Source organism: Bacillus cereus group sp. RP37, assembly GCF_040459695.1.
Taxonomy (GTDB): domain Bacteria; phylum Bacillota; class Bacilli; order Bacillales; family Bacillaceae_G; genus Bacillus_A.
On the sequence record NZ_JARVHP010000001.1, the window covers coordinates 600555 to 622489 of the forward strand.

A 21935-nucleotide genomic window follows, 5' to 3' on the forward strand; every position below is an offset into this window, starting at 1 on the left:
ATCCCACTTTTTATTTTAATAGTTTTTTCTATTCTATACGTAAGTTACGTTAAGGAGGAACTAGAAATGAAAAAGTGGGTATTTATTTCTCTTTTTATAGCATGCACAATCTGTGTGGGCGTTTATATATCACCGTTATTTCAAAAGGAAATTGATGTGAAAATTGGCGGAGAAAATAGTGCAGGAAAGACTGCAAATATGGAAAAGATAGAGATTACAAAAGAACAAATTTATAAAGGGGATCTATTATTAGTTAATAAAGATTACCCAGTAAAAAAAGATAGTATTAGGTCTGACATTATAAATGTAAATCACAACAGTGAATTAGTAAGAGGTTATGTAATATTTGATAGAAATCTGCGTTTATCAAAGGATATTGTAAAAAAGTTTTTGAACGTTGTCGATGCGGCTGGAAAAGATGGCGTACAACATTTCTTAATGAATAGCGGGTATCGAGATTTTCAAGAGCAAAGTAAATTATATAAAGACATGGGATCTGATTATGCACTCCCAGCAGGATACAGTGAGCATAATTTAGGGTTATCACTCGACGTTGGTTCTACGCAAAAGAAAATGGAGAAAGCGCCTGAAGGAAAATGGATTGAAGAAAACGTATGGAAGCACGGCTTTGTATTACGTTATCCGAAAAATAAAAGCAATATTACAGGCATTCAATATGAGCCATGGCATATCCGTTATGTCGGCTTACCCCATAGTGCGATTATGCAAAAAAAGAATTTCACACTAGAAGAATATTTAGATTTCTTAAAAGAGAAAAAAGAAATTACAACCGATGTGGAAGGTAAGAAATATACGGTTTCTTATTATAAAGTTTCTGGGAATAGGAAAGTGAATGTTCCGGTGAATAAGCAGTATGAAATTTCGGGGAATAATATGGATGGGGTTATTGTGACGGTTCAGGAATAGGAAAAGGGGTTGTTCTGTTTTGGAGCAGCCTTTTCGTATATAAGAAAGGGATTGGCGTTTTTTGTCGGTAAATCGATATTCCTTGTCGAATCGTTGATATATTTTGAGTTATGATAGATATAATTGCAAAATCGTTGATATATTGTAAGTTATGATAGATATATTCGAAAAATCGTTGATATAATTTCCTATATTATCAGCATTTTGAGGAGTATCTTTTATTTCACTTTTAAACATTATAACGTTATATTTACTTCTCCCTTTTTTTGTGTTACGCTAAACGTGTGAAAAAGATATATAAAATGAAACTTTAATGTAAGCGTATTCTTATGGCTTCTTATAGAAAAGGGTGGAAGTACAATGACAGAACGATTCGTACTACGTAATGTGAAACGTGTGAACGGGGAAGAGATTGACATTGTAATTGAAAATAATAAAATCGCACAGGTGACGAAAGCTGGTGCTGGTGAGGCTGGAAAGGTTCTTGATTACTCAGGTACGTACGTATCGAGTGGCTGGATTGATTTACACGTTCATGCTTTTCCAGAGTTTGATCCGTATGGCGATGAGGTGGATGAAATTGGCGTTAAGCAAGGGGTAACGACAATTGTTGATGCAGGTAGCTGCGGAGCTGATCGCATTGCAGATTTAGTAAAAAGTAGAGAACAGGCGAAAACGAATTTATTTGCCTTTTTAAATATTTCTCGCATCGGTTTGAAACGAATTGATGAATTATCCAATATGGAATGGATAGATAAAGAGAAAGTAATAGAAGCAGTAGAAAAGTATAAAGATGTAATCGTTGGGTTAAAAGCGAGAATGAGTAAGAGTGTCGTTTGTGATAGTGGAATTGAACCACTTCATGTTGCACGCTCTTTATCCCGTGAAACATCATTACCGATTATGGTACATATCGGTTCAGCGCCTCCTCGCATAGAGGAAGTTGTACCTCTTTTAGAAAAAGATGATGTCATTACACATTATTTAAATGGGAAAGAAAATAATTTATTTGATGAAGAAGGCAAACCGCTACCTGTGTTACTAGATGCAGTGAATCGCGGCGTACATTTAGATGTTGGTCACGGTAATGCTAGTTTTTCTTTTAAAGTAGCAGAAGCGGCAAAGCGTCACGATATTGCCTTTCATACAATTAGTACAGATATTTACCGGAAGAATCGTATACACGGTCCAGTGTATAGTATGGCTCACGTTCTTTCGAAATTCCTTTACTTAGGTTATCCGCTAGAAGAAGTGATTGATGCGGTGACGAAAAATGCGGCAGAGTGGCTAAAAAAACCAGAGCTTGGCCGCATTCAAGAAGGAGATATTGCAAACTTAACTTTATTTACGGTGAAAGATGAGAAGGTTACGTTAATCGATTCAGAAGGGGATCAGCGCATTGCTGAAAGAAGAATTGATACGAAAGGGGTTGTAATCAATGGGTCATTCATTGAATGCTAAGTACGGATTAAAAAGAGTGATTAACGCGAGCGGTAGAATGAGTATTTTAGGTGTATCCGCTCCGACAGATACAGTTATGGATGCGATGAAACATGGTGGACAAAATTATGTGGAAATTGCAGATTTAGTAGATAAAGCAGGAGACCATATTGCGAGAATTCTAGATTCAGAAGCAGCGGTCGTTGTGAACTCAGCATCAAGCGGAATTGCGCTTTCTATCGCTGGTATCGTTACAGAAGGAAATCGCCGTAAAAGTGAAAGACTTCATCAAGAGGTCATCGCGAAAAACGAAGTGATTATGTTAAAAGGTCATAACGTTCAGTATGGTGCTCCTGTTGAAACGATGATTTATTTAGGTGGCGGTAAACTTGTAGAAGTTGGCTACGCAAATGAAGGGAAAGCAGAGCATATTGAAGATGCAATTGGTGAAAATACAGCAGCGATTCTTTATGTGAAGTCTCATCATGCCGTGCAAAAAAATATGATTTCTGTTGAAGAAGCTTGGGAAGTTGCGCAGCGAAATAACATCCCACTTATCGTCGATGCGGCAGCTGAAGAAGATATTCAAAAATATGTGAAGTATGCAGACCTTGCCATTTATAGCGGTTCAAAGGCGATTGAAGGGCCTACTTCGGGTATTGTTGGCGGTAAACGAAAATATATTGAATGGCTGAAAGTGCAGTTACATTGCATCGGCAGAAGTATGAAGGTTGGGAAAGAAACAACATTTGGTTTACTTCAAGCTCTTGATGAGTACGGAGTAAAAGAAGATAAGAGCCAGCAAGAAAAAGAGTTGTTACAAGTACTTATGTCGCTAAAAGAATTAAACGGCGTACATGTAACGATCGTTCAAGATGAAGCGGGAAGAGCGATCTTTAGAGCTCGTATTCATATTAATGAGAAAGAGTTAAATAAATCAGCAAAAGACGTTGTAACAGCATTACGCGAAGGGGAAATCGCAATTTATACACGTGATTACGGCGTAAGACAAGGATTCTTTGATATTGATCCACGTCCACTTCAAGGTGATGACATACATGTGATTGAAGAAAAAATGAGAGAAATTGTAGGGGGAAACTAAAATGACAAACATTCAAAAACGTTTTTATAAAGGCCGCGTAGCATTAAATGTATTAGCGAACAATATCCAAAACGCGAAAGATATTTTCGAAGCAGCAGAAGGTTACGTAGTAGTCGGTGTTTTATCAAAAGATTACCCAACAGTAGAAGAAGCAGTTACAGCGATGAAAGCATACGGAAAAGAAATTGATGACGCTGTATCAATTGGGCTAGGAGCAGGAGATAATCGTCAAGCGGCAGTTGTAGCTGAAATTGCGAAGCATTATCCTGGTAGTCATATTAACCAAGTGTTCCCTTCAGTTGGAGCAACGCGTGCAAATCTTGATGGAAAAAATAGCTGGATTAATAGTTTAGTATCGCCAACAGGAAAAGTAGGGTACGTAAATATTTCTACTGGTCCCATTAGTGCGGCCGGAGAAGAAAAAGCAATTGTTCCAATTAAAACAGCAATCGCACTTGTACGTGATATGGGCGGAAATTCATTGAAGTACTTCCCAATGAAAGGGTTAGCTCATGAAGAAGAATATCGCGCAGTTGCGAAAGCGTGTGCGGAAGAAGGATTTGCATTAGAGCCAACGGGCGGAATTGATAAAGAAAACTTTGAAACAATTGTACGTATCGCGCTTGAAGCGAACGTAGAGCAAGTTATCCCGCACGTGTACTCTTCTATTATTGATAAAGAAACTGGTAATACGAAAACAGAAGATGTTCGTGAATTATTAGCAGTAGTGAAGAAGCTAGTTGATCAATATGCGTAAGAAAATTGCAGCATTTGGCGAAGTAATGATGCGCCTGCAAGTACCAGGATATGAGTTGTTGTCGCAAGCTAACACATTACATTACTCATTTTCTGGTACAGGTGTGAACGTTGTAGCCGCGCTTTCTCATCTCGGGCATGAAGGATTTCTTATTTCAACTTTACCGGAAAATTCGGTTGGAGATGCTGCGGTATCACACATTCAGAAATTAGGTATTCGTCCTTCGTTTATTTCAAGAGGTGGCAAATATGTCGGTATGTACTTTTTGGAAAATGGATTTGGCGCACGTGCAAGCCGCGTTACATATTCGAATCGATTAGAAAGTAGCTTCAATACGGCACCTGAAGAGATGTATCAATTTGAAGAAATCGCAAAGGAAATTGATATCGTTCATTTTTGCGGGATTACACTTGCGATGAATGATACTGTGCGCCAACATATGAAATCTTTAGCGAAAGCAGTTAAAGAAAACGGAGGCACTGTTGTTTTTGATTGCAATTATCGTCCGTCACTTTGGGGAGAAGACGGATATGAACAGGCGAAATCGCATTATGAAGAAATGCTTGCTCTTGCTGATATCGTTATGATGAACGAAAAAGATGCGATGTTTGTTCTAGGAATGAAAACAGAAGAGACGGAACGAGAGGCTCAACTTGTTGATCTTATTCCAAAAGTAGCTGAAACATATCATATTGCTACAATTGCCGGTACACATCGCTCTATTAATAGTGATAATACACACTCGCTTCGCGGGTTTATATGTAAAGATGGTGCGTTCACTTTTGCAAAAACACTTACGTTTTCTGTATATGATAGAATAGGTGCTGGAGATGCTTATACGAGCGGGATTATTCATGGCGAGATAAAAGAGTTTGCACCAGAGAAAGCTGTTTCATTTGCGTCAGCAGCTGGAATGCTTGCACATACAATCGTCGGTGATACGCCAATGTCATCAGAGAAGGATATACTTCGGGCAATGACGACATCAGTAGGTGATGTAGAAAGGTAGTGGGTGTAACGGTGAACGTAACGAGGAAAAAAGGACCATTATATTTACAAATAAAAAACATTATTCGTGATCGAATATTGCATGGTGTATATGCGATTCATACGAATATTCCTTCCGAACCGCAATTAGAAGAAGAGTTCAAAGTGAGCAAAATTACAGTACGAAATGCGATTAAAGAACTCGCTCAAGAAGGGTATTTGGAAAAGAAAAGCGGTAAAGGAACGAAAGTCATCCGTAATACTTCTGCGACAAAACTGTCAAAGGGTAAGAAATTTACAGAAGTGTTAGTGGAAGAAGGATATAAAGTACAGAAGAAATTGCTAAAAGCAGAAATCGTTCAGAATGAAGAAGGAACAGTGCCATTTCGATTATTCAGTAAAGAGAGTTTTCGTATTGAACGTTTATATACGTTAAATGATGCACCGTACATTCATTATACGCACTATTTCTCAGCTAAAATGGCAAGTACAGATTTATCGGACTTTGATCTACAATCGCTTTACGATTTAGTTGAAGACCGAGGTATACATTTAGAAAACTTCAGAGATGAGTTCGCTGTTGGACTTGCGCCTAGTTTCGTTGCAGAAGCGTTAGGCGAAAAAGAGGGGACAGCGCTATTAAAACGTATGCGCTATTCTTACGATGAAGTTGGCGAAGTAATTGAATATAGCGAAGGCTACTACAATACAGAAATGCAGCATTATGTAGTGAATTATGACGTATAAAAAGAGGGGATTTTCCCTCTTTTTTTATAAAGTAAGGGGTAACTAACTGTTACAATTTATTTAACCAATTATAACGAAAGTTAATTAAATATATCAGTAAGCCCTGCTAGTCAAGTGATTGGTTAGTAGTGAGGGTTAACTGCGGGCAATCCCTAAAGCTGATTGAACTACAACGTGGCTAGAAATGGTGAGCGTGAATGTCGCGAAAGCAGAAAAAATCAATCAGATCGTGCAAGGTTAAATCCTAAACACTAGAACAATGGGTCTTCCGCCTCGAATCATCTAAGTCAAAAGTGATAAGATGAACGTTCAACGACTATCTCGTATAACTGACGAGAGTACACCACAAGCCTATGGTGGTGGAAAAATCCTCTATCTCTAAGGAGATAAACATATAGTCTGCGCTCATGTGAAAATATGAGAAGTTCATAAGAGAACTGGCTAAGGAATTGCGCCCTTAGTTGAACGAGATACATTTAATTAAATCTATCAAGTCTCATTGAATCCATCGAACGTATGTGCTATGTTAGATTCAATGAGGTAAGAATAATAATGAAATTTTTACGAGTTAGTCAAGTGTCAGAATTAACAGGTTTGCATCCGAATAGTCTCAGGAGAATGCTGGTGGAACACGCTACGATTCAGAAGAACAAATCTTTCATTAAAGGAGTTACATTCTGATGATATTGGCGAAGAAAGTTAGACTAATTCCAACGCCTGAACAAGAAAAAGTGCTTAGAAACCATGCTGGCGCTGCAAGATTCGCTTATAACTATTGTAAAAGAATGAGTGATAGATACTATAAGCTATTTGGGAAATCTGTTTCACAGTTAGCTTTACAGAAATGATACTGCCTCGTGTGGAGTGTTATACCCCTCGTCCCTTCGGGGTTGCGAGAACACGCTGAAGCACTAACTTGTGTAAATTTGATTGAATTGTATAGATTTAGTTAAGTTTATCGTATCGGAATGAGAGATGGATATATACTTATTAATCGTCACGTTACTTGCAATCGCCATTGTTATTTTAGGGGTATCATGGTGGAAATGGCATGCATTTATTAGTTTAACAGTTGCGAGTTTATTTTTAGCCATCATGTCTGGACTGAATTTAACGAAGATAGTGACTGCCTATGAAATTGGTGTTGGTAGTGTACTAGGGCATTTAGTTGGTATTTTAGCCCTCGGAACAATTTTAGGTAAAATGATGTCCGATTCAGGGGCCGGCATGCAAGTGGCAGATTTCTTTATTCGATTTTTCGGTGTGAAGAAACTACCTTGGGCTATGTTATTTGCAGGATTTGTTATAGGGATTCCTGTGTTTTTTGAAGTGGGTATTGTCATTTTATTACCACTCGTTATTTCCATTCGAAAAACGACGAAGCAAAATATATTATTAATCGCATTACCTGTTATTGCGGGATTATCTATTGTTCACGGGCTCGTGCCACCACATCCAGGGGCGATGACAGCAATCGGTATTTATAACGCGAACTTAGGAAAAGTACTTTTATATTCATTAATTATCGCGTTACCAACAGCTATTATTGCAGGACCAGTATTTGCAAAGTGGGTACATAAGAGGGTTATACCTGAAAATGAACCAGAGCTTGTTCGAGTTACGACTGTATCAACAGATTTACCGAGTCGTAAAGTTTCATTCTTTATTATTTTATTACCAGTTGTATTGATGATTTTATCAGTAGTTGCACCGTATATTTCATTACCGAAAAAGATAACTGAATTTTTTGTATTTATAGGGAGTCCAGTAATTGCTTTACTTATTTCATGTTTCGCAGCATTTTATTTACTTGGAATAAGACAAGGAATTAATAAAAAGATGATTAAAAAATTAACGGATGACAGTTTATTACCGGTCGGTTCCATTATTTTAATTATCGGTGCAGGAGGTGGATTTAAACAAATCTTAATTGAAAGCGGCGTTGGAACGGCGATTGCGCAAATGGCAGAACATATATCGTTATCGCCAATTGTATTAGCTTTCATGGTAGCTGGATTAATTCGAATTGCAACAGGTTCAGCGACAGTAGCGTTAACGACAGCAGCAGGAATTGTTTCACCAGTTATTCAGCACATGTCTGGTGTGAATTTGGAGTTGCTTGTTATTGCAACCGGCGCAGGATCATTAATGTTTTCTCACGTAAATGATGCAGGGTTCTGGCTCGTAAAAGAGTATTTAGGTTTGACGGTGAAGGAAACGTTTAAAACGTGGACCGTGCTGGAGACGTTATTATCATTTATTGCATTTGGTTTTGCACTTTTATTGAATATGTTTATTTAGAAGATACCTTAATTGGTATCTTTTTTTGATGAAGCCCAATTTCTAAAACAAGCCCGTTTTTATGTAAGCCAAGCTTCCGATTTGCCCTGAAAACATAATATAAATGGAATCCCCTCATTTAGAACAAGAGGAACTTGTTATGAATGATACTAAAGGAGGAATAGGGTAATGAGCGAAAAGTGTGAACACAGACATGATGATTGTAACCGCAGACATGGGTGCGGAGGCGGTTTTGCGCTTCTAATCGTATTGTTTATTTTATTAATTATCATCGGTGCTAGCTGCTTCGGCGGAGGCGGTTCTTGTGGATACGGTGGTTACGGCGGTTACGCAGGCGGCTATGGTGGATATTGCTGCTAATTAAAAACTATTGAAAATGGCCTTGTGCAATATGCACAAGGCCATTTTATTCATATCTTGATATGCTGTGATAATTTATTAATGTACAGAGAACGGATTAAGAAGAAGAAAATAATCTCGATAATCCCGAACAACGTAAGTATAATGATTAATTCTTTTAATAAAGGAAAAGCAAACATGCTTTGTAGAAACTTAATCGCAAATATTGTATGAATACCAGCAACGATATAAGGAATGAAAAATAAAATTCCTAATTGAATCGTTGCTGAACGAAACATTTCCGATTCTGTTAAGCCGAGTTTTGTAATTGTAATGTACTTTTGTTTTTCGGTCGTTAAGTCATTATACATACGGAAGTATAAAACACTAGCTGCCCCGATAAAGAAAATAAAGCCAAGAAATGCCCAAATAAAGAAAGTAGCAATTGAATTGCCTTTACTGTAGTGTAGATCATCCGCGGCTGTAGAAAGGGAAAATGGGACTTGAGCATCTTCTTCTTTATGTTTTTCATAAAAATCACGCACATCTTCACTTATAGTATGCGAAATATTTTTTGTCGGAGTAATTGAATTTTCCCAGTTCTCCACAAAATAATTATATAGCGTTATTGTTTCAATATGAGGAATCAAATTATCAATTACAGTATCTTGAATAACAATTAAATGGGGTAATAAGAAAGACGGCTCTATCCCTTTATTAATAAATCCTTTAATAGAGAACTCCTTTTTATTTGATCCGAGTGTAATTGTATTTTGTTTTGCAAATGGATTTGATACAAGATTTAAGAGTTCTGGCGAGTAACGAGAAATAATATAAACTTGTGTAGAATCAAGAGTTATTGCTGGTCTCTTTAATTGTTTGGCGAGTATGTTATAGTCACTCATTTTCATAAGAACAACGTCTTCTTTTAAAGCTGTATCTTTTAATACTGTAGATTTGTATTTATTGTATTGAAAATTAGCATTTGTAAGCTCCTTTTCAATTGTAGCAATGTGTTTTTGCTCTAATGCATCTTCACCTTTGGTTACGTATGTGAAGGGGAAAGGATATCGTTCTAATATCGAAGCTTTTGTATTGTTATTAGCGGCAAATAATCCGATGATAATTGTAAATGCAAGTGCTGATAACATAGAGACGATAAAGAGAACATTAATATTACTACGAGTACGGCTAGTTAAATCTGAAATCCATAACATATTTATTTGCTTCATATAAAACTTTCTTCGTCTTTTTAAAATGAAGATAAAGAGAAGAAATGTTTGCGAAAAGAATAGATATGTCCCGACTACTACGAGAGGCAAAATAGATAATATAATAAAGACTACAGAGCCATTCTGTACATTTTTTTCTGTTACGTAGCCTTGTGGATAACCGGCGATATAATAACATAATGTTAAGCAAATTAAAGCAAATATCGAAATAAGTATAGATGGTTTCTTTTCTTTGTCTCCTTTTTTTGTCCCCTTAATGAGCTGTGTTGTTTTACGAGTACGAATGAACATCGGTGTAAACGTAGAAACGATGAAAAATAAAATGATAAACGTTACTGTTGTAACGATGATTGCTTCTGTTGGCCAATATAAATAGAGACCTTTTGCATTTGTTAATTTAGAAGTAACGAGTAAGAAAAAGTTAGAAAAAACAAGACCGCCTTGAATACCAGCAAAGATAGCTAGTATTCCAATAATCATATTCTCAGTAAACAAAAGGCGTTTTAATTGTTTGTGTGAAATACCGAGAACAGTTAAAACGCCAAATTGTTGTTTCCGGACATTTAAAAATGTCCCGATAGAATATAAGAGAAAGAAGAACGAGAACAAAACGATAACAAACTGTGCCATGCCAGCTAAGTTCATGAGCGGATCTTGTTCCTGCAATTTATTCATAATTTGTAAGCGCGGATGATACGCGTATACAGTAAATGAAAAGAAAACCATGATAGAAAACGCACTACTTACAAAATAAGCGAAATATGCTTTCGAATTGCGCGAGACATTTTTAAATGCGAATTGCCAAAATGTCATCCACGTCTTCCTCCTAATAATGCTAAAACATCTAATATTTCTTGATAAAACTTCTCGCGATATAATCCGCGGTGTAGTTCGTTGTAAAGCTCGCCATCTTTAATGAAAATGACGCGGTTACAATAACTTGCTGCAAACGGATCGTGCGTAACCATTAAAATCGTTGCATCTTCTTCTTTGTTTAATTTCGTAAATAGCTCCATTACATCAATTGCTGCTTTTGAATCTAAGTTTCCTGTCGGTTCATCGGCAAGTAGAAGGGAAGGATGATGAATAACAGCACGTGCTACTGCGGTACGCTGTGCTTGTCCTCCTGACACTTCAAAGATACGCTTGTCTAAAATATGATCAATTCCAAGCTTTTTTGAAATGTTATCAAGCTTTTCATCCATTTCTTTTAATGGAACATTATCTAATGTTAAAGGTAGTACGATATTTTCACCGATTGTTAGTGTATCTAGTAGGTTAAAGTTTTGGAAAACAAACCCTAACTCTTGGCGGCGGAAAATAGCTAACTTTTCCCTACGAAATGTGTGCGGTTTTTTTCCGTTAATCACGACATCACCAGAAGTAGGGGAATCAATTGTAGAGATAACGTTTAAAAATGTAGATTTACCGCTACCAGATGGCCCCATGATAGCAACAAATTCACCTTTATCCACGTGTAAATTTATATTTTTTAAAGCAGTATGAGGGACTTTTCCTTCATACACTTTTGAAACGTTTTTTATGTGTAAAACTTCTTCCATAGTAATCACCTTTCTGCTTTTTAAAACTTAATGTGTTGTGATAATTTTTGCATATAGAAGGAACGAATTAAAAGGAAAAATAAAATTTCAACTGTTCCAAAAATCATAAGTACGACTGTAATTTCAGCGAAGAACGAGAGATGTAATATGTCTTGTAGCATCTTTGTCGCAAACATCGTATGGATCGATGCCATAATGTAAGGGACAAAAAAAAGAATCGCAAGCTGAATTGTCGCTGAACGTTTCATCTCAGCTGCAGTTAAACCAATTTTCGTAATCGTTACATATTTTTCTTGCTCATTTGTTAAATCTGTATACATCCGGAAGTAAAGAACACTACCAGCACCGATAAAGAAAATAACACCTAAGAAAGTACCAATTAAGAAGAAGGAAGCGACATTTAGTTTCGTTTTGTATAGAGAATCGCTTGCTTCACTTGCATGAAAAGGTGGGTGCTCTGCTTGAATTGCGGCATTGTCATTATCAATTTTTGTTATAAATGCCGAACCGATGTTATGTGCTTTTTCCCAATCGTAAACTTTAAAGCTATATACACTCATTTGTTTTGAAACGGTGGATAATGCTTCTACATTTTCATCAGATAGTATGAGCAATTGGTATATTAAGCGATTTGGGAATGGGTTATAACCTTTATATTCTTTCACTTGTAGTTGTAAATTGTTTTGAGTAAGTGTAAGAGTATTTTTCTTTTCTTGATTATGAAGTGTTCCAATAACCTGATCATCTAAGTCTTTCATAAGAATATAAGATTCATTCTTATTCACCGTGAGCGTTTCCCAATTTAAAGCCTTAGCAAGTACATTATAGTCACTTTGTTTAATGGCATAATAGAGCTGCGTGTTATCTTCAGCTGAAGATACTTCATATATATCCGTTTTAAATTTTGTATAAGTAAAGTGCTCTTCATTAAATTTTTGCTCTAACCAGTTTAAATGTTCATCAGCTAACGTATTTTCAGTATGAGATAAATACGTAAACGGGAAAGGGTTTTTCCTAATTTCATCAAACTTTGTAAACTTCCCGAATCCATATAAGAATGTAATCATTGTAAAAGCGAGCGTCGATAGCATCGCTACTATAAAGAGCATATTAATATTCGTACGAATGCGCGATGCTAGATCAGAGATCCAGAGCATATTAATTCGTTTCATGTAAAACTTTCTTCGAGTTTTTAAAATACGAATAAGTAAAAAACTAATTTGTGAAAAGAAAAAGTATGTTCCAGCTGCAATAAGCGACGGAATGACAAATATACTAGAGATGGCATATAAAAGCCCAATGATGTCACCTAGTGACATAAAATACAGCGGATTTGCGGCTAACGCATATCCAGATATTAAACACGTCGCACCAAATAGAGAGATGAGCACGGATGCTTTTCTTTCTTTTTGTTTTGTTCCTTCTTTTAGAAGTCGTACAGCTTTTCTCGTACGAATGAGCATCGGTGTAAAAGATGATACGAGAATGAAGAGCCCAAGAAAGATGATAATCGTTAAAACGATAGCACTTGTAGGCCAATATAAGTATAAACCAGGTACATGCGTAATTTTGGCCGTAACTAATAAAAAGAACTGTGAAAAGACAAGTCCAAGTTGAATACCAAAAAATATGGATAGGACACCAATTAGCATGTTTTCTAGAAATACGAGCCTCTTTAATTGCTTTTGAGATATGCCAAGTACTGTTAAAATCCCAAATTGTCTTTTTCGTACTTTTAAGAAAGTACCAATCGAATATAGTAAAAAGAAAAATGAAAAGAACACAATGACAACTTCTGAAATTGTCATTAATATGCTTAGAGCATAATTCACGTCTGTCGTGTGCAATTTAGGATGAAATAAATAAACTGCAAATGAGAAAAAAATTGCGATGGAGAACGCACTGCTTACAAAATAGGCGAAATAAGCTCTGGCGTTCCGTGTGACGTTTTTAAATGCAAACTGCCAAAATGTCATTCACCTAGACCTCCTGTAGAGTGAAGAGGAAAAGGATATAAGAGATACCCTTTTCCCCTACTAAATACATTCATAAAATTTAACCATTCGTATACTCTGATAACTTTTGCATGTAAAAGGAACGAATGAATAAGAAAAAGACGATTTCAACTACGCCAAAAATAATAAGAACAGCTGAAATTTCTTTGAATAGTGATAAATTAATTACATCTTGAAGCATTTTTGTTGCAAACATTGTATGAATGGATGCCATAACATATGGAACGAAAAATAAAATGCTAAGTTGGATGGATGCAGATCGTTTCATCTCTGCATCTGTTACACCAATTTTTGAAATGGCTACATATTTTTCCTGCTCGCTCGTTAAATCAGAATACATTCTGAAGTAAAGAACGCTGCCAGCTCCAATAAAGAAAATGACTCCTAGAAATGTCCCGATTAGGAAGTATGCGGCACTTCCTGATGTGATTCTATATAATGAGCCTGCTGATTCATAGGAGTGTATAATGGCCCCTTCGTATTGGAATTCCTGTCGATCTCTTTGTATTTTTTTTATAAAATCATCAGCAATTTTATACGTCTTTTCCCAGTTTTCTACTTTATAATTGTACGCTGCTACATGCTTTGTTGTATTTGGTAAGTTGTTTACAACAGTGTCAGGTAAAATTAAAGTTTGATATGAAAAGTTAGATGGAATGGCCCCTGCTTGTTCATAGCCCTTTACTTGTAATTGCGTATTTGTGCTAGAAAGTGTAATAGACTTTCTATTGTAACTTGGCTCAAACTCGCTGAATAAAGTTACATAAGCGCTACCTGTTAAGACATATGCTTCATTATCGTTCATGAATAGTTGTTTCATTCGTAAGGAAGCTGCAAGTTTGTTATAGTCACTTTGTTTCATTGCATATATGTCATTATAAGCGGTTATACCCTCATCTTCTTTCAGTGGTGTTTCATATAAATCAGCCTTTATTTTTTTATAAGAGAAATTCTCTTTTTTTAATTGTTGTTCAAGCCAATTTAAATGATCGTCCACAAAAGGATTTGCGTCATAAGAAAAATAAGAGAATGGAAAAGGTGAACTTCGCGTAACCTCTAGCTTTGTAAACTTTCCGACTCCATATAGGAACGTAATCATTGTGAAAGCAATTGTAGATAGCATCGCTACAATAAACAGCATATTAATATTCGTTCGGATGCGGCTTGCTAAATCCGAAATCCAAAGCATATTAATCTGTTTCATATAAAACTTTCTTCTTTTCTTTAAAATATAAATAAGTAAGAAACTAATTTGCGAAAAGAAGAAATATGTCCCAATTGTAACAAGCGTTGGGATCACAAAAATACTTGAAACCATATATATAACGCCTACTTGTGGATTTATTGAGAAGAAATATTTAGGGTTTGCCGCTAAAATATAACCCCCTAATAAACAGATAGCACCAAATAGAGAGACGAATATGGATGGTTTTCTTTCTTTTTGTTTTCCACTATTAGCTTTTAAAAGATGTACCGTTTTTTTCGTCCGAATTAGCATTGGTGTAAATGAAGATACAGCGATAAAGAGACTAAGAAATACAATTGTTGTTAAAATGAAAGCATTCGTCGGCAAATATAAATATAGTCCTGGTAGATGTGTAATTTTCGCTGTTACTAATAAGAAAAATTGCGAAAAGACAAATCCAAACTGCATGCCGAAAAAGATAGATAAGATACCAATTAACATATTTTCAGTGAAAATGAGTCGATGTAATTGCTTTTTTGATATACCTAAAACGGTTAAAACACCAAATTGCATTTTACGAACTTTTAAAAAAGATCCGATTGAATAAAGTAGAAAGAAGAACGAGAACAAAACAATGATAACTTCTGAAAATATCATTAATCCTGAAATTTCAGAGACCATGCCAAAGTTTTGTAATTTCGGATGAAATAAGTAAACAGCAAACGAAAAGAAAACAGCAATGGAAAAGGAACTACTTACGAAATAAGCAAAATAAGCTCTGGAATTACGTGTTACATTTTTAAAGGCAAACTGCCAAAATGTCATAATACGTACCTCCCGCTAGAAGGCAAATATGTAGTTTTATTGCAAAAAATGTATGAGAGTAAGTTCTCATACATTTTGCTAGCATATGTCACGATCATGCTTCGGTCACCTTCTCCGTATGTTCTGCTTGATTACTTGCAGCGTTGTGGAAGATGATCTTAATCGTCGTTCCTTTACCAACTTCAGAATCTAGTTTGACAGAGTGACCTAAATAATCACAAATTTTACTTACAATATAAAGTCCCATACCAGTAGATTCTCCAAATGTACGACCGTTTTTCCCAGTGTAAAACGGTTCAAATACTCTTCGAATATCTTCTTGCGGAATACCAACACCTTCATCACGAACTTCTAAAATAATATCTTTTCCGTTTCGGTAAGCAGATAAGAACACTTTCTTTCCGCGCTCACCAGAGTAACGAACAGCATTCGTCATTAACTGATAGATGATAAATTTTAGCCATTTTGCATCAGAAGCAACTTTTAAATCAGAATGAACTTCTAAAACAGGGAAGACTCCGTTACGAATGAATAGTTCTTTTAGGCCGTTAATATTTTTTGTTACCGTATCTTTTAATGAAATTGTTTCGACATGGAAATCTTCATGGAAGTTATTTAATCTTGCCATATATAAAGCCATATCAAGCCCTTGGTTCAGACGATCTAATTCCTGTTTAAACTTTGGAATTAAATGTTCGTCTTCCATTTCTAGCACCATAAGCTGCATAACGGACACAGGTGTCTTCATTTGATGCACCCAGTGGTTAATGAATAATTGATGTTCTTGTTGTTTTACTTCATACGATTGTAGTTCTTTTTGGAATAGACGATACTGCGTACGCACGAGTTCATTTACACCATGAGGCATCGGAGCGGTTGCTCTTTCAATAAACGCATCTTCCATTTTTTCTGGTTGCTCACTTAACCTATGGTACATTCTACGATTGCGGACGTAACGGTAAGCGAGGAAACAAATAAATAAGTATAGGCTTAAAACGACGAAGTAAAATTTATTATTTTGAAATCCATCTACTGCATCATAAAGAACGAAGATGATACCGAAGTTTAATACGTACAGTAGAAAAAATGCAAAATGATCACGTAAAAATAGCTTCATGCTTATTCACTCCAAGTTGCGTTAAAACGATACCCAAGTCCACGTACTGTTTCAATAGCATTTTCAATACCAAGCTCATTGAACTTTTTACGAAGACGCGTAATGTTTACGTTTAATGTGTTTTCTTCAACGAAGCTCTCGTCATCCCAAAGGGCAGCTAATAAATCTTCACGGCTCGCTGTACGAGGGAATTTAGATAATAACATTTCTGCTAAAATAGCTTCTTTCTTCGTTAAAAGAACTTGCTCAGCACCGAAATGAATTTCTGGGCGTTCTGGGAATAGTTTTAAACCTTCTACTTCAACGATACGTTCAGAAATATTTGGCGCATAATCACCGTAAATACGGCGTAATTGACCTTTAATTTTCGCCATTACAACGTCGTAGTGGAACGGTTTTGTAATATAATCATCCGCACCGCTTTCAATCGCCATAATTTGCTCCATCTCACCAGCACGAGCTGAAATGAAAATAATTGGACAAGTAGATTCATGGCGAATTTGACGGCACCAGTAGAATCCATCGAATTTTGGTAAGTTTACATCAAGTAAAACAAGGTGTGGTTTTACTGCGTTAAACGATTCCATAATATCATCAAAGTTTTCAGTAACAACAGCGTCGTAACCGTACTTTTGAATGTGAGATTGCAGTAATGATGAAATATTTGGATCATCTTCAACGATTAAGATTTTGTACATATGTATACTCCTCCTCAAAAAAACACTTGTAGCTATAGTGTACCATGTGTTTCATGTCTTTTCATTATGTTGAAATATAAGCTAGTAAACAGTATAAGTCAAAAGTGTGAAAAGTAAAAAAGGGCGCTGGATATAATTGACAAATAACGGTAATCAGTTTAATATTTAGATAAATATCTAAATGTCTAATTAGTGAGAGGAAGAAAGACATTGAATCAAGCATTCAAAGCATTAGCAGATCCAACAAGGCGAAAAATTTTAGACTTATTAAAAGAAGGCGATCTAACCGCCGGGGAAATTGCAGAACAGTTCAATATGACGAAGCCAAGTATTTCACACCACTTAAATGCACTTAAAAATGCTGAACTTATTCAAGATGAAAAGAAAGGCCAATTTGTTGTGTACTCTTTGAATACAACTGTATTTCAAGATTTGTTGACCTGGGTGTTTACGTTTACAAATAAGGGGGAAGAGGGGAAATGAAAAAACATCTTTTTGCAATTATATTAATTTTTATAACTTGTATCGCATGGGCGTTTGCTTGGCCTCATTTACCGGATACAATTGCGACACATTGGAGCGGTGGTAAGGTAGATGGCTATTCGTCTAAATTATATGGAATGATTTCTATGGTTGGAATTATGATTGCGTTATATATATTTCTAAATGTAATACCAAAGATTGATCCAAGGAAAGCAAATTATGAGAAATTTTCTAAAGCTTTTATGATGATGAATAACGGGATACTATTGCTACTATTTGTAGGAAATATAGATATTATTATAAGTGGACTCGGATATAACTTATTCATTAATCGGGTGCCTGAATTATTAGTTGGTATTTTATTTTTAGTAATGGGGAATTATTTACCGCAGTGTAAGCCAAATTTTTTTGTTGGGATGCGTAATCCGTGGACGTTAAGTAATGAAGAAGTATGGCGGAAAACACATCGATTTAGCGGAAAAGTGTTTGTGACTTTAGGGATTATTATGATTATAAGTGTTTTCGCCCCGGCTGATTGGAGATCTTATATGATGCTTGGGATTATAGTAGTTGCTGTCCTTATAACGAATTTATATTCTTACGTTTTATATAAAAAAGAAATGCAATTGTGAGCAATAAGTGATTGAACGGTACTAGTTAAATTTTATATGTATAGTTTCTATGTGTTAAGAAGTTCTAATACTCAGTGGGGATAATGAAAAAGCTCGCTGAGTAAATTTTTTGTTTGTAGGTCTGAAAATTCAGTTAAAAATATAGTTTGGGGGAAATTATATGTTAGAAATTATAAATTTTAGCAAGACATACAAAGGTGGCAAAAAAGCAGTAGAGCATTTAAATCTTACTGTTCAAGCAGGAGATATCTTTGGATTTATCGGGCATAACGGTGCGGGGAAAAGTACAACGATTAAGTCGTTAGTAGGAGTTATAGATTTTGAAGAAGGTGAAATTTTTGTTGATGGGCATTCAGTAAAAAAGGATCCAATTGCATGTAAGAGAGTAATGGCGTATATTCCTGATAATCCAGATTTATATGAACAATTAACAGGAATTCAATATTTGAACTTTGTTGCGGATGTGTTTAAAGTACCTGCGAAGGATCGGGAAGAACAGATACAGAAGTATGGAGATGCTTTTGAGATTACACCTTACTTGGGAGACTTAATTTCTTCTTATTCACACGGTATGAAACAAAAAGTAGCGATTATATCAGCGGTTTTGCATAAACCCAAATTATTAGTTTTAGATGAACCTTTCGTTGGTCTTGATCCAAAGGCAGCCGTAGTATTGAAAAGTATTATGAAGGAGCTGTGTGAAAAGGGAAGTGCGATTTTCTTTTCTACGCACGTTTTAGATGTGGCTGAGAAGTTATGTAATAAAATAGCGATGATTAATAGAGGGAAATTAGCACTTTCAGGGGAAGTGAATTCTTTAATAAAGGAAGGCTCGTTGGAAGAGCTCTTTATGAGGGAGCTTGCTAATGAATACTAATAGTCTAGGTCTTTTGAAAATCCGGTTGATAACGCAGCTCGGTTTAAATACTTTTAAATACGAAAAAGATAAGAAAAAGAAGCAGAATAAGATTTTGCTGACAGCATCTATTGCGCTAGTTGGTGTCATGTTAATGCTATATTGCGGAACCTCGGCATATGGATTGGTGGAACTAGGAATGAGCGAAATTATTCCAGTTTATGCACTAGTTATTAGCAGTGTATTAACGTTATTTTTCACTGTATTTAAGGCGAATGGAGAAATTTTTGCTTTTAAGGACTACGACTTTTTAATGTCATTACCGATTCGGGTAAGTACTGTTATTGCAAGTAGATTTTTGTATTTATACTTGCTGAATACACTCTTCTCAATCATAATCATGCTACCAATGGGAGTTGTCTATTTCATACATGAGAATCCATCAGTTTCTTTTTACTTCATGTGGTTCATCAGTATGTTTATAGCATCTTTAATTCCAACAACAATTGCAGCGATCTTTGGAGCTGCGATTACGGCAATCGCTTCTAAATTTAAAAATACGAATAAAATAACTACGATTTTAAGTTTTATAGTAATTATTACACTCGGTTTCCTCGTGTTAAAAAATGGAAATGCTCAATATAGCCTTAATGACATGAACGGAATTGGTGCAATTGTTTCGGAGCAATTAACGAAAGTGTATCCATTAGCTAACATGTTTCAAAAAGCAATTGTTAATGTTGATCTTGTAGCTTTCATCCTATTCGTTGGGATATCAGTTATTTGGTATTATATTTTTGTGAAAATACTTTCGCTAAAATATAAGCAAATAAACACAGGGATTTCCACTTATCATATGCTTTCAAATTATGAGATTAATAGTATGAGAAAAGAAAGTGTATTGGTTGCATTGTATAAAAAAGAGGTGAAGCGTTTCTTTTCTTCTACAGTGTATGTCATAAATAGTGGAATGGGAGTCGTGATGGCGCTAGCCTTCGCGCTAGCTATAGTTGTAGTAGGACCAAGTCAATTAATAGCGTATCCTGGAATTGAGGCGATTTTGCAAAAGATTGCTCCATTTGCTATTGCAGCAGCGATTTCGATGACGTGTACAACATGTGTGTCATTGTCTTTAGAAGGAAAAAATGTATGGATTATTAAGTCATTGCCTATAGCGCCAAAGATGATTTATGACAGTAAAATTCTTATGAATCTTTCATTGAGTATACCTGCATCACTTATTAGTGCCGTATTACTGATAATAGGGTTAAAACTAGATGTTTGGAGTTCTTTTTTTATCATAATAACACCGATAACATATTCATTATTTTCGGCAGTATGGGGGATTTTTATTAATAACCGATTTGGTTATTATGATTGGGTATCAGAAACCCAAGTAGTAAAACAAAGTATAGGATCATTTGTTGGTATGTTTGGTGGCTTAATTGTGGCTGTTATACCTGCATTGTTAATCGGTACCGCTACTATCTTGAACTACAGAATATTTACTTTTGGAGTTGTTATAGTGCTTACGGTTATTACTATTTTCTTGTATAAGAACGAGTCGAGAAGAAGTATAAAGTGAAATTTTAATCAGTGGGTGGTGTTCATCCCCCACTGATTATTAGTCCTCACCAATCGGGCGTTTACGGGCAGACCGACTCCCACCTAACTTTTTTGCTCCACCTGAATTTTGAGGTGGGAGTTTTACTGCCCACAAATAGTGGGATAAAATAAGAAGCTGCTTTTCCTGTAAAGAGGAAGAGCAGCTTCTTATTTTGAAACAGTTTAGCCCCTTATATTACTTTTTTAAAACAGGTACCCATATCTCGCTTCTGAAATTCGGCGAGGATACCTCTTTACTTTCATTCCACAATATCTCTGGTCCTTCTGCTAGTTCATAGTTCGAAGAAGGAAACCATTCAGAATAAATACGCCCCCATACATTTTGTAATGCATCAGGAAATGGACCGACAGCTTCAAATATAGCCCACGTTGAAGCTGCGACTTCAAGTTGTGCGAATTGCTCTGGGCAATCTTTCGTTGTGGCTACTCCAATGTAGTGATCAAGTTCGCCTTTTTCTTCCATTCTTCCTTCAGAAAAGTTAGTAGAGGCGCTAATGATTCCATTTGGTTCCACATTTGAAAGCATCTTTAATGTTTGAATGGACTGTGGAGTTAGACTTTTCCACATAGAAGCGATTTCTTCATTTACACCGTTAAATACAATCGGTACTCGTTTTGTAATACCTATAATTCGAAATGAGTCTTTTTCTTCAATTCGATAGTTCATTTCATTTCCTCCTTGAATCGATAACTGGAAGGTCATTGGTGAATAGGCTTTTAAAGAATGACTACTATTTCGGGCCTCTGAAGGTGTTATACCGTGCAAATTTTGAAAGGCACGAGAGAATGAATCTGGTGAGTTGTAGCCATATTTTATAGCGACATCAATGACTTTTGCATCGCTATTTTTTAGTTCAAAAGCAGCGAGAGTAAGACGTCTACAACGAATATATTCTGATAGTGATATGCCAGCGAGGAAAGAAAACATTCTTTTGAAATGATATTCCGAGCAGTAAGCTAGCCTCGCAACTTCTTTAAAATTCATTTCATTTGTTAGGTTGTTTTCAATATAGCGCATTGCAGCATTCATGTTTTTAAGTGAATCCATATTATGACCTCCTCTGTACATAGAATAGCAGGAACGAAATAGCTCCATCCGACAT

The 21935-nt window shown here is 35.8% G+C and carries 19 protein-coding genes and 1 pseudogene; 13 read left to right on the forward strand and 7 right to left on the reverse strand.

Features of this window, described 5'->3' with window-relative positions; all coding sequences use genetic code 11:
- The first annotated feature begins 66 nt into the window (after window positions 1-66).
- From QCI44_RS03115 to QCI44_RS03155, 9 genes and pseudogenes are all read left to right on the forward strand, one after another.
- Window positions 67-927: a D-Ala-D-Ala carboxypeptidase VanY gene (locus QCI44_RS03115; RefSeq protein ID WP_016085781.1), complete on the forward strand. Its 861-nt coding sequence runs from the start codon at window positions 67-69 to the stop codon at window positions 925-927.
- 360 nt (window positions 928-1287) lie between these two features.
- The gene (locus QCI44_RS03120) at window positions 1288-2388 is read left to right on the forward strand and encodes an amidohydrolase/deacetylase family metallohydrolase (protein ID WP_016085782.1); all 1101 of its coding nucleotides are present in this window, start codon (window positions 1288-1290) and stop codon (window positions 2386-2388) included.
- Window positions 2366-3469, forward strand: a complete 1104-nt coding sequence (locus QCI44_RS03125) for a DgaE family pyridoxal phosphate-dependent ammonia lyase (RefSeq protein ID WP_098986376.1) — start codon at window positions 2366-2368, stop codon at window positions 3467-3469. Before QCI44_RS03120 ends, QCI44_RS03125 begins: the two co-directional genes overlap by 23 nt.
- Before the next feature lies 1 nt (window position 3470).
- Window positions 3471-4226, forward strand: coding sequence for a 2-dehydro-3-deoxy-phosphogluconate aldolase (dagF, locus tag QCI44_RS03130; RefSeq protein ID WP_016085784.1), 756 nt, complete (start codon window positions 3471-3473; stop codon window positions 4224-4226).
- Window positions 4219-5235 (forward strand): sugar kinase, encoded by a 1017-nt coding sequence (locus tag QCI44_RS03135; protein WP_353810997.1) that lies wholly within the window; start codon window positions 4219-4221, stop codon window positions 5233-5235. Before dagF ends, QCI44_RS03135 begins: the two co-directional genes overlap by 8 nt.
- The gene (locus QCI44_RS03140; protein WP_098986378.1) at window positions 5235-5960 is read left to right on the forward strand and encodes a GntR family transcriptional regulator; all 726 of its coding nucleotides are present in this window, start codon (window positions 5235-5237) and stop codon (window positions 5958-5960) included. Before QCI44_RS03135 ends, QCI44_RS03140 begins: the two co-directional genes overlap by 1 nt.
- A 680-nt stretch (window positions 5961-6640) precedes the next feature.
- A pseudogene (locus tag QCI44_RS03145) lies at window positions 6641-6805 on the forward strand (helix-turn-helix domain-containing protein); the annotation flags it as partial.
- 130 nt (window positions 6806-6935) lie between these two features.
- Window positions 6936-8261, forward strand: coding sequence for a gluconate permease GntP (gene gntP, locus QCI44_RS03150; protein ID WP_088084462.1), 1326 nt, complete (start codon window positions 6936-6938; stop codon window positions 8259-8261).
- Between the two features lie 168 nt (window positions 8262-8429).
- Window positions 8430-8621: a YjcZ family sporulation protein gene (locus QCI44_RS03155; RefSeq protein ID WP_001290399.1), complete on the forward strand. Its 192-nt coding sequence runs from the start codon at window positions 8430-8432 to the stop codon at window positions 8619-8621.
- Between the two features lie 50 nt (window positions 8622-8671).
- Here the strand turns inward: QCI44_RS03155 and QCI44_RS03160 are convergent, their stop codons facing one another.
- The 6 genes from QCI44_RS03160 to QCI44_RS03185 form a co-directional block, all read right to left on the reverse strand.
- Entirely contained in the window at window positions 8672-10645 is a 1974-nt protein-coding gene (locus tag QCI44_RS03160) for an FtsX-like permease family protein (RefSeq protein WP_016085788.1), read from the reverse strand.
- Complete coding sequence (locus tag QCI44_RS03165; protein ID WP_000393250.1) at window positions 10642-11394, reverse strand: ABC transporter ATP-binding protein; 753 nt, start codon at window positions 11392-11394, stop codon at window positions 10642-10644. The genes QCI44_RS03160 and QCI44_RS03165 overlap by 4 nt, the downstream gene beginning before the upstream one ends.
- A gap of 20 nt (window positions 11395-11414) precedes the next feature.
- Window positions 11415-13370: an ABC transporter permease gene (locus QCI44_RS03170; protein ID WP_016085789.1), complete on the reverse strand. Its 1956-nt coding sequence runs from the start codon at window positions 13368-13370 to the stop codon at window positions 11415-11417.
- Window positions 13371-13449: 79 nt separating this feature from the next.
- Window positions 13450-15420: an FtsX-like permease family protein gene (locus tag QCI44_RS03175; protein ID WP_048565819.1), complete on the reverse strand. Its 1971-nt coding sequence runs from the start codon at window positions 15418-15420 to the stop codon at window positions 13450-13452.
- Between the two features lie 94 nt (window positions 15421-15514).
- Complete coding sequence (locus QCI44_RS03180) at window positions 15515-16537, reverse strand: sensor histidine kinase (protein ID WP_000765354.1); 1023 nt, start codon at window positions 16535-16537, stop codon at window positions 15515-15517.
- Window positions 16538-16539: 2 nt separating this feature from the next.
- On the reverse strand, window positions 16540-17235 hold the full coding sequence (locus tag QCI44_RS03185; RefSeq protein WP_000276731.1) for a response regulator transcription factor: 696 nt from the start codon (window positions 17233-17235) through the stop codon (window positions 16540-16542).
- 210 nt (window positions 17236-17445) lie between these two features.
- On the opposite strand from QCI44_RS03185, the gene QCI44_RS03190 reads away from it, so the two are divergent.
- The 4 genes from QCI44_RS03190 (at window position 17446) to QCI44_RS03205 (ending at window position 20791) form a co-directional block, all read left to right on the forward strand.
- Window positions 17446-17718, forward strand: a complete 273-nt coding sequence (locus QCI44_RS03190; RefSeq protein WP_001070536.1) for an autorepressor SdpR family transcription factor — start codon at window positions 17446-17448, stop codon at window positions 17716-17718.
- Window positions 17715-18350 (forward strand): SdpI family protein, encoded by a 636-nt coding sequence (locus QCI44_RS03195; RefSeq protein ID WP_016135543.1) that lies wholly within the window; start codon window positions 17715-17717, stop codon window positions 18348-18350. Before QCI44_RS03190 ends, QCI44_RS03195 begins: the two co-directional genes overlap by 4 nt.
- Before the next feature lie 160 nt (window positions 18351-18510).
- Window positions 18511-19227 (forward strand): ABC transporter ATP-binding protein, encoded by a 717-nt coding sequence (locus tag QCI44_RS03200; RefSeq protein WP_016135542.1) that lies wholly within the window; start codon window positions 18511-18513, stop codon window positions 19225-19227.
- Complete coding sequence (locus QCI44_RS03205; protein WP_016135541.1) at window positions 19217-20791, forward strand: hypothetical protein; 1575 nt, start codon at window positions 19217-19219, stop codon at window positions 20789-20791. The genes QCI44_RS03200 and QCI44_RS03205 overlap by 11 nt, the downstream gene beginning before the upstream one ends.
- A 216-nt stretch (window positions 20792-21007) precedes the next feature.
- Here QCI44_RS03205 and QCI44_RS03210 read toward each other — a convergent pair whose 3' ends face one another.
- On the reverse strand, window positions 21008-21880 hold the full coding sequence (locus tag QCI44_RS03210) for an AraC family transcriptional regulator (protein ID WP_098986868.1): 873 nt from the start codon (window positions 21878-21880) through the stop codon (window positions 21008-21010).
- Window positions 21881-21935 lie beyond the last annotated feature (55 nt).

Excerpts from the sequence above, each read along its gene's own strand:
- QCI44_RS03115 (WP_016085781.1), top strand. The coding sequence starts at position 67 with ATGAAAAAGTGGGTATTTATTTCTCTTTTTATAGCATGCACAATCTGT.
- QCI44_RS03120 (WP_016085782.1), top strand. The coding sequence starts at position 1,288 with ATGACAGAACGATTCGTACTACGTAATGTGAAACGTGTGAACGGGGAA.
- QCI44_RS03125 (WP_098986376.1), top strand. The coding sequence starts at position 2,366 with ATGGGTCATTCATTGAATGCTAAGTACGGATTAAAAAGAGTGATTAAC.
- dagF (WP_016085784.1), top strand. The coding sequence starts at position 3,471 with ATGACAAACATTCAAAAACGTTTTTATAAAGGCCGCGTAGCATTAAAT.
- QCI44_RS03135 (WP_353810997.1), top strand. The coding sequence starts at position 4,219 with ATGCGTAAGAAAATTGCAGCATTTGGCGAAGTAATGATGCGCCTGCAA.
- gntP (WP_088084462.1), top strand. The coding sequence starts at position 6,936 with ATGGATATATACTTATTAATCGTCACGTTACTTGCAATCGCCATTGTT.
- QCI44_RS03155 (WP_001290399.1), top strand. The coding sequence starts at position 8,430 with ATGAGCGAAAAGTGTGAACACAGACATGATGATTGTAACCGCAGACAT.
- QCI44_RS03160 (WP_016085788.1), bottom strand. The coding sequence starts at position 10,645 with ATGACATTTTGGCAATTCGCATTTAAAAATGTCTCGCGCAATTCGAAA.
- QCI44_RS03165 (WP_000393250.1), bottom strand. The coding sequence starts at position 11,394 with ATGGAAGAAGTTTTACACATAAAAAACGTTTCAAAAGTGTATGAAGGA.
- QCI44_RS03170 (WP_016085789.1), bottom strand. The coding sequence starts at position 13,370 with ATGACATTTTGGCAGTTTGCATTTAAAAACGTCACACGGAACGCCAGA.
- QCI44_RS03175 (WP_048565819.1), bottom strand. The coding sequence starts at position 15,420 with ATGACATTTTGGCAGTTTGCCTTTAAAAATGTAACACGTAATTCCAGA.
- QCI44_RS03180 (WP_000765354.1), bottom strand. The coding sequence starts at position 16,537 with ATGAAGCTATTTTTACGTGATCATTTTGCATTTTTTCTACTGTACGTA.
- QCI44_RS03185 (WP_000276731.1), bottom strand. The coding sequence starts at position 17,235 with ATGTACAAAATCTTAATCGTTGAAGATGATCCAAATATTTCATCATTA.
- QCI44_RS03195 (WP_016135543.1), top strand. The coding sequence starts at position 17,715 with ATGAAAAAACATCTTTTTGCAATTATATTAATTTTTATAACTTGTATC.
- QCI44_RS03200 (WP_016135542.1), top strand. The coding sequence starts at position 18,511 with ATGTTAGAAATTATAAATTTTAGCAAGACATACAAAGGTGGCAAAAAA.
- QCI44_RS03205 (WP_016135541.1), top strand. The coding sequence starts at position 19,217 with ATGAATACTAATAGTCTAGGTCTTTTGAAAATCCGGTTGATAACGCAG.
- QCI44_RS03210 (WP_098986868.1), bottom strand. The coding sequence starts at position 21,880 with ATGGATTCACTTAAAAACATGAATGCTGCAATGCGCTATATTGAAAAC.